Origin of the sequence: Enterobacter sp. BIDMC 26 (assembly GCF_000534435.1) — a bacterium.
GTDB classification, from domain to species: domain Bacteria; phylum Pseudomonadota; class Gammaproteobacteria; order Enterobacterales; family Enterobacteriaceae; genus Enterobacter; species Enterobacter ludwigii.
In genome coordinates this window covers 4,593,104-4,605,546 of record NZ_KI973182.1, presented here as the reverse complement: position 1 = coordinate 4,605,546, position 12,443 = coordinate 4,593,104, and the positions used below count along the sequence as shown (strand labels likewise).

Annotated in this window: 13 protein-coding genes and 1 pseudogene; 2 read left to right on the top strand and 12 right to left on the bottom strand. The window is 57.5% G+C overall.

All coding sequences use genetic code 11. The features are described from left to right. Positions 1–154 precede the first annotated feature (154 nt). Together nrdD and nrdG are read left to right on the top strand one after the other, a co-directional pair. On the top strand, positions 155–2,293 hold the full coding sequence (gene nrdD / locus L462_RS02020) for an anaerobic ribonucleoside-triphosphate reductase (RefSeq protein WP_032679516.1): 2,139 nt from the start codon (positions 155–157) through the stop codon (positions 2,291–2,293). A gap of 138 nt (positions 2,294–2,431) precedes the next feature. Beyond that, positions 2,432–2,896, top strand: a complete 465-nt coding sequence (nrdG, locus tag L462_RS02025) for an anaerobic ribonucleoside-triphosphate reductase-activating protein (RefSeq protein ID WP_032679514.1) — start codon at positions 2,432–2,434, stop codon at positions 2,894–2,896. A 3-nt stretch (positions 2,897–2,899) separates the two neighbouring features. Here nrdG and L462_RS0123895 read toward each other — a convergent pair. From L462_RS0123895 to L462_RS02080, 12 genes and pseudogenes are all read right to left on the bottom strand, one after another. Further along, positions 2,900–3,184, bottom strand: a pseudogene (locus tag L462_RS0123895) (type II toxin-antitoxin system RelE/ParE family toxin). Continuing rightward, on the bottom strand, positions 3,174–3,416 hold the full coding sequence (locus L462_RS02030) for a type II toxin-antitoxin system RelB/DinJ family antitoxin (protein WP_032679513.1): 243 nt from the start codon (positions 3,414–3,416) through the stop codon (positions 3,174–3,176). The pseudogene L462_RS0123895 and the gene L462_RS02030 overlap by 11 nt, the downstream one beginning before the upstream one ends. A gap of 77 nt (positions 3,417–3,493) precedes the next feature. Further along, a complete protein-coding gene (locus L462_RS02035; RefSeq protein ID WP_014168384.1) occupies positions 3,494–5,404 on the bottom strand; it encodes a BglG family transcription antiterminator in 1,911 nt (636 codons plus the stop codon). A gap of 19 nt (positions 5,405–5,423) precedes the next feature. Beyond that, on the bottom strand, positions 5,424–6,560 hold the full coding sequence (locus L462_RS02040; RefSeq protein ID WP_032679512.1) for a lactonase family protein: 1,137 nt from the start codon (positions 6,558–6,560) through the stop codon (positions 5,424–5,426). Between the two features lie 112 nt (positions 6,561–6,672). Beyond that, positions 6,673–7,413 carry a 2-dehydro-3-deoxy-phosphogluconate aldolase gene (locus L462_RS02045; RefSeq protein WP_014168382.1) on the bottom strand — a complete coding sequence of 247 codons (741 nt, stop codon included), beginning with the start codon at positions 7,411–7,413 and terminating at the stop codon, positions 6,673–6,675. After that, positions 7,410–8,528, bottom strand: coding sequence for a DgaE family pyridoxal phosphate-dependent ammonia lyase (locus L462_RS02050; protein ID WP_014168381.1), 1,119 nt, complete (start codon positions 8,526–8,528; stop codon positions 7,410–7,412). Before L462_RS02050 ends, L462_RS02045 begins: the two co-directional genes overlap by 4 nt. Next, positions 8,512–9,645, bottom strand: coding sequence for an amidohydrolase/deacetylase family metallohydrolase (locus L462_RS02055; RefSeq protein ID WP_032679511.1), 1,134 nt, complete (start codon positions 9,643–9,645; stop codon positions 8,512–8,514). The genes L462_RS02050 and L462_RS02055 overlap by 17 nt, the downstream gene beginning before the upstream one ends. A 42-nt stretch (positions 9,646–9,687) precedes the next feature. After that, a complete protein-coding gene (locus L462_RS02060) occupies positions 9,688–10,329 on the bottom strand; it encodes a DUF4310 family protein (RefSeq protein WP_014882285.1) in 642 nt (213 codons plus the stop codon). A 13-nt stretch (positions 10,330–10,342) separates the two neighbouring features. After that, entirely contained in the window at positions 10,343–11,119 is a 777-nt protein-coding gene (locus tag L462_RS02065; protein WP_014168378.1) for a DUF4311 domain-containing protein, read from the bottom strand. Between the two features lie 22 nt (positions 11,120–11,141). Then, entirely contained in the window at positions 11,142–11,441 is a 300-nt protein-coding gene (locus tag L462_RS02070) for a DUF4312 family protein (RefSeq protein ID WP_006810338.1), read from the bottom strand. 2 nt (positions 11,442–11,443) lie between these two features. Then, positions 11,444–11,806, bottom strand: a complete 363-nt coding sequence (locus tag L462_RS02075; protein ID WP_003830384.1) for an SFCGS family glycine-rich protein — start codon at positions 11,804–11,806, stop codon at positions 11,444–11,446. Between the two features lie 10 nt (positions 11,807–11,816). Further along, the gene (locus tag L462_RS02080; protein ID WP_014168376.1) at positions 11,817–12,155 is read right to left on the bottom strand and encodes a glycine dehydrogenase; all 339 of its coding nucleotides are present in this window, start codon (positions 12,153–12,155) and stop codon (positions 11,817–11,819) included. Between the last annotated feature and the right edge of the window lie 288 nt (positions 12,156–12,443).

Genomic DNA, 12,443 nt, shown 5'->3' with positions numbered 1-12,443 from the left:
GTCTACTATTCCAACAACAAGACGGCGACTCAGCTCTCCGGAATTGTGGATAACACGCGTTGGGAACGAGGGAAGTCTCTGGCCTGGCTGACAATACGCCCGGTGAACACTTCTCCACCTCTGTGGATAACCTGTTTTTAAAAATGGAGTGATCATGACACCGCATGTGATGAAACGTGATGGCTGTAAAGTGCCGTTTAAATCAGAGCGCATCCAGGAAGCCATTCTGCGTGCAGCTAAAGCAGCGGGTGTCGATGACGCAGATTACTGCGCCACCGTCGCAGAAGTCGTTAGCAGCCAGATGAACGAACGCAGCCAGGTCGATATCAATGAGATCCAGACCGCGGTTGAAAACCAGCTGATGGCGGGCCCCTACAAGCAGTTAGCCCGCGCCTATATCGAATACCGCCACGATCGGGACGTTCAGCGTGAGAAACGCGGTCGTCTTAATCAGGAGATTCGTGGCCTGGTGGAGCAGACCAACTCCGCCCTGCTGAATGAAAATGCCAACAAAGACAGCAAAGTGATCCCCACCCAGCGCGACCTGCTGGCCGGCATTGTTGCCAAACACTATGCCCGTCAGCACCTGCTGCCGCGCGACGTGGTCTCGGCGCATGAGCGCGGTGAGATCCACTACCACGATCTCGATTACTCGCCCTTCTTCCCGATGTTCAACTGCATGCTCATCGACCTGAAAGGCATGCTGACCCACGGTTTTAAAATGGGGAATGCCGAGATTGAGCCGCCAAAATCGATCTCCACGGCCACTGCGGTCACGGCGCAGATTATCGCTCAGGTCGCCAGCCATATTTACGGCGGCACCACCATTAACCGCATTGATGAAGTACTGGCACCGTTCGTCACGGCAAGCTTCAATAAACACCGTCAAACCGCTGAAGAGTGGCAAATCCCGGACGCCGATGGCTACGCGCACTCCCGTACCGAAAAAGAGTGCTACGACGCGTTCCAGTCGCTGGAATACGAGGTGAACACCCTGCATACCGCCAACGGTCAGACGCCGTTTGTGACCTTCGGTTTTGGTCTGGGTACCAGCTGGGAATCACGCCTGATTCAGCAATCTATCCTGCGCAACCGTATCTCCGGGCTTGGTAAAAACCGTAAGACAGCGGTGTTCCCGAAACTGGTGTTCGCTATCCGCGACGGCCTGAACCACAAGTTTGGCGATCCTAACTACGACATCAAACAGCTGGCGCTGGAGTGTGCGAGCAAGCGCATGTACCCGGACATTCTGAACTACGACCAGGTGGTCAAAGTGACCGGCTCGTTTAAAACGCCGATGGGCTGCCGCAGCTTCCTCGGCGTGTATGAAGACGAAAACGGCGAACAGGTTCACGACGGCCGTAACAACCTCGGTGTGATCAGCCTCAACCTGCCGCGTATCGCCCTCGAAGCCAAAGGCGACGAAGCGGCCTTCTGGGCGCTGCTGGACGAACGTCTGCAGCTCGCACGTAAGGCCCTCATGACCCGTATCGCGCGTCTGGAAGGGGTGAAAGCCCGCGTTGCGCCCATCCTGTATATGGAAGGGGCCTGCGGCGTACGCCTGAAGGCGGACGATGACGTGTCGGAGATCTTCAAAAATGGTCGCGCGTCGATTTCTCTGGGCTACATCGGTATTCACGAAACGATCAACGCGCTGTTCGGCAACCAGCACATGTATGACAGCGACGCCCTGCGTGAAAAAGGTGTCGCCATTGTTCAGCGCCTGCGCGATGCGGTTGACCAGTGGAAAGACGAAACCGGCTACGGCTTCAGCCTGTACAGCACCCCGAGTGAAAACCTGTGTGACCGTTTCTGCCGCCTGGATACCGCTGAATTTGGCATTGTCGAAGGGGTAACCGACAAAGGGTACTACACCAACAGCTTCCACCTCGACGTGGAGAAGAAGGTGAACCCTTACGACAAGATCGACTTTGAAGCCGCGTATCCGCCCGTCGCGAACGGTGGCTTCATCTGCTACGGCGAGTATCCGAACATTCAGCACAACCTGAAGGCGCTGGAAGATGTCTGGGATTACAGCTATCAGCACGTACCGTATTACGGGACCAACACCCCGATTGACGAGTGCTACGAGTGTGGCTTTACCGGTGAGTTTGAGTGCACCAGCAAAGGCTTCACCTGCCCGAAATGCGGTAACCACGATGCGGCTCGCGTCTCGGTGACCCGCCGCGTGTGTGGCTATCTCGGGAGTCCCGATGCGCGTCCGTTTAACGCCGGTAAGCAGGAAGAGGTTAAGCGACGCGTGAAGCATTTGGGGAATGGGCAGATCGGTTAAGGCGTCGGGGGTTTCCCCTCACCCTACCCCTCTCCCTCAGGGAGAGGGAACCGAACGCGCACCTACGTTTTCCCCTTCTCCCGGTGGGAGAGGGCTGGGGTGAGGGCACCCGCGCACACACACTCTGGACATCTTCTTATGCGATATCATCAATACTATCCCGTCGACATCGTCAACGGCCCCGGCACCCGCTGCACTCTGTTTGTCTCAGGCTGCGTCCATGAATGCCCCGGCTGTTACAACAAAAGCACCTGGCGCGTAAATTCAGGCCTGCCGTTCACCGCGGAAATGGAACAGCGGATCATCCACGATCTCAACGACACGCGCATTCCCCGCCAGGGGATTTCACTCTCCGGTGGCGACCCGCTTCACCCGCAAAACGTGCCGGACATTCTGAAGCTGATAAAACGCATTCGCCGCGAATGTGCAGGAAAGGATATCTGGGTCTGGACGGGTTATAAGCTCGAAGAACTGAATGCTGAACAGAGGGAAGTGGTGGATTTGATTAACGTGCTGGTTGACGGCAAGTTTGTGCAGGATTTAAAAGACCCTGCGCTGATCTGGCGCGGCAGCAGCAACCAGGTTGTGCATCATTTGCGGTGATCGCTAAAGCCGTTTGTTTACGTCATGATAAACGGCTGATTTCTCTCTCTTACCGATAGCAATAACACATACCGTCACAACGTTGTCCTGAACCTGATAGACCAAACGATAACCCTGGGATCTGAGTTTTATCTTGTCGCAATCAGGCAGGCCATGCAGGCGAGCCGATTCAACCCTGGGGTTCACCAACACGTTCGCAAGCTTCTACTTAAACTGATTTTTTACAGTATCACCCAGCCTGGTCCACTCCTTGAACGCCCTCGGATCAAATACGAGTTCATAAGTCATCCAGCCTAACCTTAATTCCTTTTTGCGGATTAGCCAGCCGCTCCCGGACTGTGTGTATGAGTTCATCTTCACTGTCGCTGACAGTGACCGTTTTCACCGGCATACGCCCCGTCTCCGCAACGTACTGAAACAGTAACCGAACGGCTTCCGTTGGCGTGATATTGAGTTTTTCAAGCACGGCATAAGCCTCGTTTTTGAGTTTGTCATCCAGACGGACGTTCAGCGTGGCCATTATGTCTCCAGTGAAATCGAATGTGTAATGCATTTTAGCATTACATTTGCATTACATAGAATTCTGGATAACGTCTCTCAAAACCGGCTCACACTCTCCATCGCCACCGCTTTAAACCCGGCGAAATCATTGCAACTGCACAGCCGTGACATGGCGCGCTCACGCAGGAAAGTCACGAAAATATCGTAAATCGCCATCGCCTCTTCGTACTCGCGCTTGCTGATGGCGAGCAGGAAAATCACATGGGCAGTTTCATCCCCCCAGGCAATACCCTGCGGTGCCAGCACGGTGTAAACCACCGTTTTTTGTGCCAGTAGCCCGAGGGAGTGCGGTAGCGCAATGCCGTCGCCCAGCATGGTGCTGACGATGGCCTCTCGCTCCACGACCGAATCCAGAAACTCCGCGCCAACAAACCCCTCTTCTTCGAGCTGCTCGCACAGCTCCCGGAACAGCGTTTGCTGGTCAATCGGCCTGTCGATAATGCGGAAATGGGCGGCATCGAAGTATTTATCCAGCATCCACGGGCGGGTTCGGTCCACCAGCACCAGCTTACCTATCTGCTCAAGCTGGTAGTCCGTCGGGAACGGGGCGATCATCACCACCGGTTTAGACTTTTCGCTCACCCGGGCGGTCGAGATAACAAAGTCTTCGCCGATCGGTTCCGCCAGCTCATACTCGCGCAGCGTGAGCGTGCGGGTCACCTCAATCTGCGGATATTTGCGCTGCAACACCGCTTCAATCATCCGGACCATCGCATTCCCGGCATCGCAAACTAACAGCACCCGCGGCTGGCGCTGGTAGCCGATGTTGTAGTGGCGCTCCAGCCCGACACCGATATGCAGCACCAGGAAACCGATCTCGTTTTCGCTGATCACATACGGCGTGTATTTCCCCCAGCTCGACACTGCCGCGAGGGTCATATCCCACGCCATCGGGTAGTGCTGCTTGATGTTATCCAGAAGCGGATTCGGGATCATGATTTGATAGCGCACACGGGTGATCATGGTTTTGATGTGGGTGAGCAGATCCGCATGCAGTTGCTCGTCGCTGAGCAGGTTGTAGTTATAGTGGGTATTGATGTAGCGCAGGATGTAATTGACCAGCGCTTCGTCGTCATCGGCATTGATGGCACTGGGGGCAATCTCCTGGATCTGACGTGCCGCGATGTGAACGCAGAGCCAGCTCTCTTCTGAAGGCGAAAGCGCTTTATCCGCCAGCTGTTGAATGGTCACAGCGATGTCTTTCGCCGCCTCACGGACATTCTCGGCCACATCTTCTGCGTGAAATTCCGGCAGCGGATAGCCTTCGCTGATGCGACGCACCGACACCGCACAGTACAGGCGCAGGAACAGCTCGCCCTCGTCAGTCAGACGAATGTGATGCCGCGTCAGCGCATCATGCAGCACGGGAACCATCTGCTCCGCGACCCCCGCATTGAGCGCAACGTCGGTCACCAGCGGGTTCAGGCTATCCTGCTGCGCCAGCTCCCAGAGCAGATCGGTGAGACAGGCGCGGGTCGCCATCTCGCTGCCAAACAGCTTCATGCCGTGGCGCGGTCGGGTTTCCAGCGTCAGGTTGTAGCGGTGGAACCACTCGCGCACTTCCACCATGTCACTTTGCAGCGTCGCACGGCTGACAAACCACTCATCCGCCAGATCCTCCAGCTTGAGCGAAAACGCGGAGGTAAGAAAACGGACCACCAGATAGTGCACGCGCTCCGGCCCGGTGCGGGGAATGCGCAGCGCGCGCGGGTGGGAGGACTGAAGCTGCTGATAGCGTTCTGCATCGTCAATTTTGAGCTGATAGCCATTGCCGCGGCTGAGAATAAACTGCGCGCCGTGGCTCGCCAGCAGCGCGTTCAGGGCGGTGATATCAGCGCGGACGGTTCGCGTGGAGACCGACAGCCGCTGCGCCAGTTCGTCCTGCGGCAGCGTCTCGTTTTGCAACAGATCGAAAAGTTGCGCTAAACGTTGGTTCGGAAATCGCACGGGGTTGTCCTCTTACGGCTTAGGGTGAAATGACCATCTGGGATGGGCTGCCGACCGGGGTATAGTCCGGCTCGGCGCTGAGTTTGCCGTCCTGCGCCACGCGAAAACGGGTAATGTTGTCGCTGCGCTGATTCATGACGTACAGCCAGCGCCCCTGTTTGTCGAGCGTCAGGGTGCGCGGGTAATCACCACGCGTCCACACATCGTCCTGATGCGTCAGCGTGCCATCCGCTGTTACGGTAAAGTGCCCGATGCTGTTATGCAAACGGTTAGCCACATACAGCTGTTTGCCATCGGCACTGAGCGCCAGCCCGGCGGCAAAACTGGTGCCTTTATAGCCGTGTGGCAGGGCGGAGAGGGTTTTCCCCTCCTGCAGCCTGCCCCGGGCATCCAGCGTATAGTGCGTGAGCGTGGATGCCTCTTCGTTAATCAGCCATAACGCATCGCCTTTCGGCGTAAAGACGAAATGCCGCGGACCGGCCCCTTTCGAGGAGGCACTGATAAACGGCGGATCGTTCGGGGTCAGCTTGCCTGTTTGATCGTCAAAACGGTACTGGTAGATACGATCCAGACCCAGATCGGTAGAAAAAACGTATTTCCCGCGCGGATCGGCGGCGATCATGTGCGCATGGGGGCCATTGTGATCGCTAATGGCAAAACTGCCTTCCACCGCCGCCGCCGGTTTCGCCGCGCCCGGCTCTCCCCGATCCTGACGCGTGTCCGTGGCCTCCCCCAGGCTGCCGTCTGCATTAACGGGCAGAACAGCAATCGAGCCGCTGACGTAGTTCGCCACCAGCAGGTGGTGACCCTTTGGCGTCAGGGAGAGATAGACCGGCCCCGCCCCGCCGGACGCCACCTGATTAAGCTCGCTCAGTTCACCGTTATCGCTCACGCGCAGCGCCTGCACCACGCCCTGCTCCACCTCGCTCGCCAGATAGAGCGTCTTACCATCCTGCGAGACGGTGAGCTGCGCGGCGTTTGGCAGCGTGCTGACCAGCGTTTTATTCGACAGCGCGCCAGTGTGGGGATCGACCGTAAAGCGGTACAGCCCCTCGCCGTTGGGGTTGTACGTCCCGACCCAGGCATACTGCGTCTGGGCGATGGCAGTGGTAGCGAGTAACGAGAGTGAAGCGACGAGCAGATTGCGGGTGTGCATGGTGGCTCCTTTGGTTTTGTGCGGTTTGTGCCCCTCACCCTCTCCCCAAAGGGGAGAGGGGACGATTACACCCTCTCCCCTTTGGGGAGAGGGCCGGGATGAGGGGTAAAGACTACTTAGCCAGCTTCTTCGTCATCTCCAGCAGCGTACGCACATCTTCCGGACGCGTGTCGCCGCTGGCTTTGTCGATAATCGAGCTGTAGATATGCGGAATGATTTTACTCACGCCCGCATCAAGGGCGATCTGCAGGATCGCTTCATAGTTCTCCAGATCGATCCCACCGGTCGGCTCCAGCCAGAAATCGTGACGGGCGCAGGCTTCCGCCACTGCCTGGTATTCGTCCCGACACGCCAGGCCTCCCATCGGGAAGTATTTGATGGAGCTGCCGCCAAAATCTTTCAGCAGGGCAATCGCGGTTTCAACCGGCACAATGCCGTCCGGCGCCGTGCTGCTCAGCGGACCGGTGGAGATTTTCACCTTGCCAACGGTGCCGGTCGGAGAGACCAGGCCGTTGACCACGGATTCACTCTGCCCCAGCAGCGCACGGCTGGTTGCCACGCCGGTGAACACCTGGTTAACGTGCTGCGGCTGCACCTGACGGGCGATCTCACTGACCATCGCGGACTGGTTCGGATCGCCCGCGCCGAGGCCCACAGAGAGCGCATTATCGATAAGCTGAGCGTAGTCGCGCATATCGGCAACCGCACTGGCGACATCCGGGTAATTTTTGGAGAGCACGCCCACCAGCACGTGGCCTTCCGCCGCCTCGTAAATGGCGCTGGCGTTGGCTTTCGATCCTGCCAGCACGTTCAGGCAGACGCGGTCACGGTAAAAGTTGGGGGTCAGTTTCATGCCTTTTTCTCCTGTCCTAACACTTCACTCATGCGGCGATAAACAATGTTCAGCTGATCGGCATTCACGCTGCGCACGTCCGCTTCGATAATCCCTTCGTTGGCCTTGTAGCCACGGAAGTAAATGGCGTACTCGCCCTGCTTCAGCGCGGTCACCAGGTCGCCGGTGCCAACACCGGTGGTGGCTTCATCAAACTTAATCTCAGTACGGGCGATATCGCGACCGGCGCTATCCCAGACCACGCGTGCCGTCACGCCGTTAAGGGTATTAAGCGCGTCAATAAAGGGCGTCATCTTCGCCACCATCTCTTCGCCGCTCTCTTTGGTCGCCGTCAGGTAGTGTTCGATGGCACAGGTGAGGCCGAGGATCCCCTCTTTACCCACTTTCATTGCGCGGCCAATCCCTGCCGTCTGGCGTTTCACCCACTCAACATACTGCGTTTTGCCGATCACCAGCCCGCTGGTTGGCCCTTCAATCGCTTTCGCACCGCTGTAGATAACCAGATCGGCACCGGAGCGGTAGTAAACGTGAAGATCTTCTTCCGCGGCCGCATCCACGATCAGCGGCAGATCGTGCTTACGCGCCACCACCGCCGCCTGCTCTACGCTGAGCATGCTTTTCTGCACGCAGTGGTGAGACTTGATGTAAAGGATGGCCGCGGTACGCGGCGTGATGGCCGCCGCCAGCTGGTCGGCGGAGCATTCGTTCGCGTAGCCCGCTTCCACCAGCTTGCCGCCGCCCAGCGCCACCATGGTGCCTACCGGTGCGCCAAAGTTAACGTTATGGCCTTTCGGCAGCACGATTTCGTTGTTCTCAATCGGAGTGACGTGCAGGTTCTCCAGCAGCCAGTCGCTGTCTTTGACCAGCACCGCCGCCACGGACTGGGCGATGCCCGCGGACGCGCAGGAGACCACCGTCGCCCCTTCCACATCCAGCAGCTTAGCGATGTATTCGCCGGTTTTGTTGACCAGATCCTTCATCTCGAAATAGTGATTCATGCCATCCATCGCCGCCTGCACCACGTCCGGGCGCGGCGTGGAAACACCCAGCGCCGTCATACGGCCTGAGGTGTTGATGACTTGCTTTAAGTGATACTTCTCATAAATCGAAGGCATGTTCCGTGCTCCCTTGTTCGGTCATGTAGCCCTTGCCTGCGCGGATGGCGGCAAGCGGCACCAGAATGTGTTCAGCCTGCAGGCTGTCATTTTCAGCATCCACCAGCAGCGTTGGCTGGCGTTTTATCGTGAACAGCGTCAGGTCGGCATCGAGGCCTGGCTGAATACGGCCTTTGTGCGTCAGACGCAGCCCGTCGGCGGCATTCGCGGTGACGCACTCAATCACCTGCGGCAGCGACATGCCGATGGCGAGAAACTTCGACATCACGCTTGCCAGCGACCCTACCGGGCCGTTAATGCGGTTGCGGCAATAAATATCCGAGCTGATGGTGTGTGGCAGAATGCCCATCGCAATGGCGCGTCTCGCCACCTCAAAGCTAAAGCTCGCGGTACCGTGCCCGACGTCCAGGCGCACGCCGCGTTTCAGGGCGGAGGTGATGGACGCACGCAGTTCACCGGAGGGCGTCAGAATGCGGTTCGGCTTGCCGTTGTAGCAGTGGGTGATGATGTCACCTGAGCTGAGCAGGTCGGCAATTTCATCGAGGTTGGGCGGGTTGTTGCCGATGTGCACCATCAGCGGCAGGTCGCCGTTCTCTGCCTGGATGGCTTTCGCGCGCTCAAGCGGCGTTATGCCGTTTTCGCCGACCACGCTGCTGCTCATGCGCGCTTTCAGGCCAACGATAAAATCCGGGTAGCGCGTAACGGCCTGCTTCACGGCCTTCGCATCAATGTTGGCCATATTGGCCAGTTCGTTCTGGGCAATCAGCCCCACGCGGGAGATGTTCAGTAAGGCATAAACGTCGGTTGAGGCTTTACGGGTGATTTCATAAAAATCGTCCACGTCATCCGCGCCGGTACTGCCGGCATCCACCACCGAGGTCACGCCGGTGGCGATGCCCACGCTGTCCGGTTCGTCGTGATAAATAGGGGAGTTCGGGTAGCAGTGAACGTGGGAGTCAATCCAGCCTGCGCTGACGAACACTTCACCGTTCAACTCAACCGTTTTGCGGGCGGGCGCGGTAATGTCGCCCAGCGCCGCGATTTTTCCGTCCTGAATGGCGATATCGGTCAGGGTATCGTCGGTGAGGCGCGCACGGCGCAGGAGTAAATCAAACATGAGGATCTCCTGATAAGGCGGGCGCCGAAGCGCCCGCGGGCATTAAAGGGCGACCGGGAACAGCCAGCCCAGAATCATTGCACCGAGAATGGCACCACCGGTAATCGGCTTCTGCCAGATATAGAACAACAGCGCACCTACCAGAGAGCCGACGCCAATAGGAATGGAGGCGGTCATGGCGCTGAGGATAATCAACGGCCCGAGGAAACGACCGGAGGCGTTACCGGCCCCCATCATCACGTCCGCCCCGTAGGTGGAGTTGCTCTGATTGATGGTGAACTTACGCGCCAGGATGATGACGTAGCCAATTGCCAGGCCAATCACCAGGCCGGTGATCAGCGCGGCGATAAAGTTGGTCACCGGGAACATGATGCCCGCGCCCAGCAGCAGCGCCGGAACCCCGAGGCCCACCCCGGTCTGGATCGCCCCGCCGATATCAAGGATACCGACCAGCGACCCTTCGATAATACGGGCGAACAGGAAGCTCGCACCGAACGCCGCCACCGCGCCGTAAACGCCGGTATCCATCCCCGCTTTCAGCATCGCCACGAAGGCCACTTCGTTGAACGCGCCGATGCCGTAGAGGTAGTACATATGCGTCCCGGCGAAAACACCGGAAGAGAGCAGGCCAACGAAGATCGGGAACGACCAGTCGGCATACCAAAAACCTTTATTCTGTTCCATGTCGAGGCTCCTGTTATTTACCGCTGAGCGCGTTGTGGATCATGTCGAGCCAGTTCGGCACGGTCAGATGGAAGGATTCGATCATCTTCATGTCGAAGCCACGGAAGAAACCGCTCAGCACGAACAGCGCCACGATGGCCGCCATCATCACTTTGGTGACGTGGTTCCATCCGCTCTCTTCAACGCCCTTACCGATCAGGATACCCAGCACCAGACCCGGTACGGCGTTACCCATGATCAGCTGCGCCGCGCCGCCAAAAATGGTGGCCCAGAAGCCCGATTTTTTACCCGCATCGATGGCGGCCAGCCAGAAGATCACCGGCATCACGGTGTTGACCAGCAGGTTTGCCGCAGGCACCAGCACCTTCACGGCGGTCACCTGAAGCGCAGCCGGAACAGAAGAGGCGGTGAGGTTAAGGAAGGTGACGACAATCATGCCGATTACGCCGCAGGCAATCGCCATTTTGCGCGGATCGTGCAGCGTTTCGCCGACGTTACGGTTTTTAATCATCAGTGCTGCAGCACCCCAGTTCGGGATGATGCGGTGATCAACGTCCTGTGTGAATGCACCTGCGGCCACGGAAGAGGCCCAGGCGTTAAAGAAGAAGCCTAACCCAAAGGAGAAGTGAGAAGCCGGATCCCCTTCACAGGAGTTCAGTTCCCCCAACGTACGAAACGCGCCCATACCCTGAGTGGTAGGCGCATGAAACATGCGTGCAGCCCCGGCCCCCACACCGACGCCAACCAGGCCGCCAATGATGAGCGATTTTATTAATATAATTAAGAACATCAGTCTGCCCTTTTATGAATAATCAGCGTTGCGTGACGAAATCCACCTGGTCGAGATTGATGGCAGTCACGTTGACGGTCACATCCAGCTCCACGCTGTAGGTGCGTCTTTCCCGGCGCAGAAAGAAGAACAGAAAAGCTTCTTTACGCACCGCTTCTTGCGCCTGAACGACCTGCACATCCTGTGGCTCAATACGCAGTAAGATATGCGGTGAGGCTTTCATCACCGCGGCCTGAACGTGGTTGAGCGCATCAGCAAAGGCGCGCGCTTTAGCGTCGCCTTTGCCCTTCACTCTCACCGTGGTTGTGAACTGTTCTTTCATGCTTATGCGCCGTGTTTCTTCTGCCACGCCTGAACCAGACGCTCGCCCAGCTCTTCTTTATCCATAAAGCCAAAGCCCAGCACATTGCAGCCTTCATTGATGGCGGTGACGCCTTCATCCACTGAACGCATGCCGTATTTGGCTTTGTAGCCATATTTGGTTTGTGCGGTGATGGCACCCGCGCCGCCGCTGCCGCAGAAGGAGATGCCGAAGGTGGCATTTTCCGCTTTCATCACGTCACCGAGCTTCATGTCTGCCGCCACACCCGGCACGACAACCGCGCGTCCACCGGCTTTTTCAACACCTGCCGCCACTTTCTGACCTTTACCCAGGCGATCGCCAATCACGACTGTAATCTGTTCCATGTGTTGCTCCTTAAAGGTTGTCTTTTGCGACTTCGAAGTGAACGGAGAGCAGCCAGGCCTCTTCATCAGGAAGGTTGCCAAACTGCGCGACCACTTCACGGGCAAGCCGCATTGAATCGGGAGAAATTTCGTCGAACAGCTCGGCTTCAACCTCCGGCAGCGGCTCGCCGGTCACGGACCGGTGCGCCATCGCGCGAACGTGGGAGGTGAGCATCTGTTCCTGTACTGCGTTGGGGATGATGTTGTGCCGGGCCAGCAGGGCATACACCTGCGCCAGCATGGTGTTAGCGAGCTGCTCTGTTTGCACCGCCTGATCTCCAACGTCGTTCATTACCGCTCCGTTAATCACTCGTCTTACCCCGTTAATGGCTCTGGAATAAAACTAACGTTGGGGGGGAATTGTTTGTAGCGAGTTGTTTTCCACTTCGAAGTGGAAAGGCGAGCACCGGCAGTGATCTGTGCCACATAAATATGCTGAATATAGATAAATCACTGTATTTACGTGATGAATATCACGCTATCTGACGGCAATTAAGGGGGCGTGGGAGCGAAAAAGATTATGGGCAGGCGTGCAAATATGTGAGGTGGATAAGGTTTTCTTATGCCCGGAAAGCAAACATGCGGGGGCGATTAACCG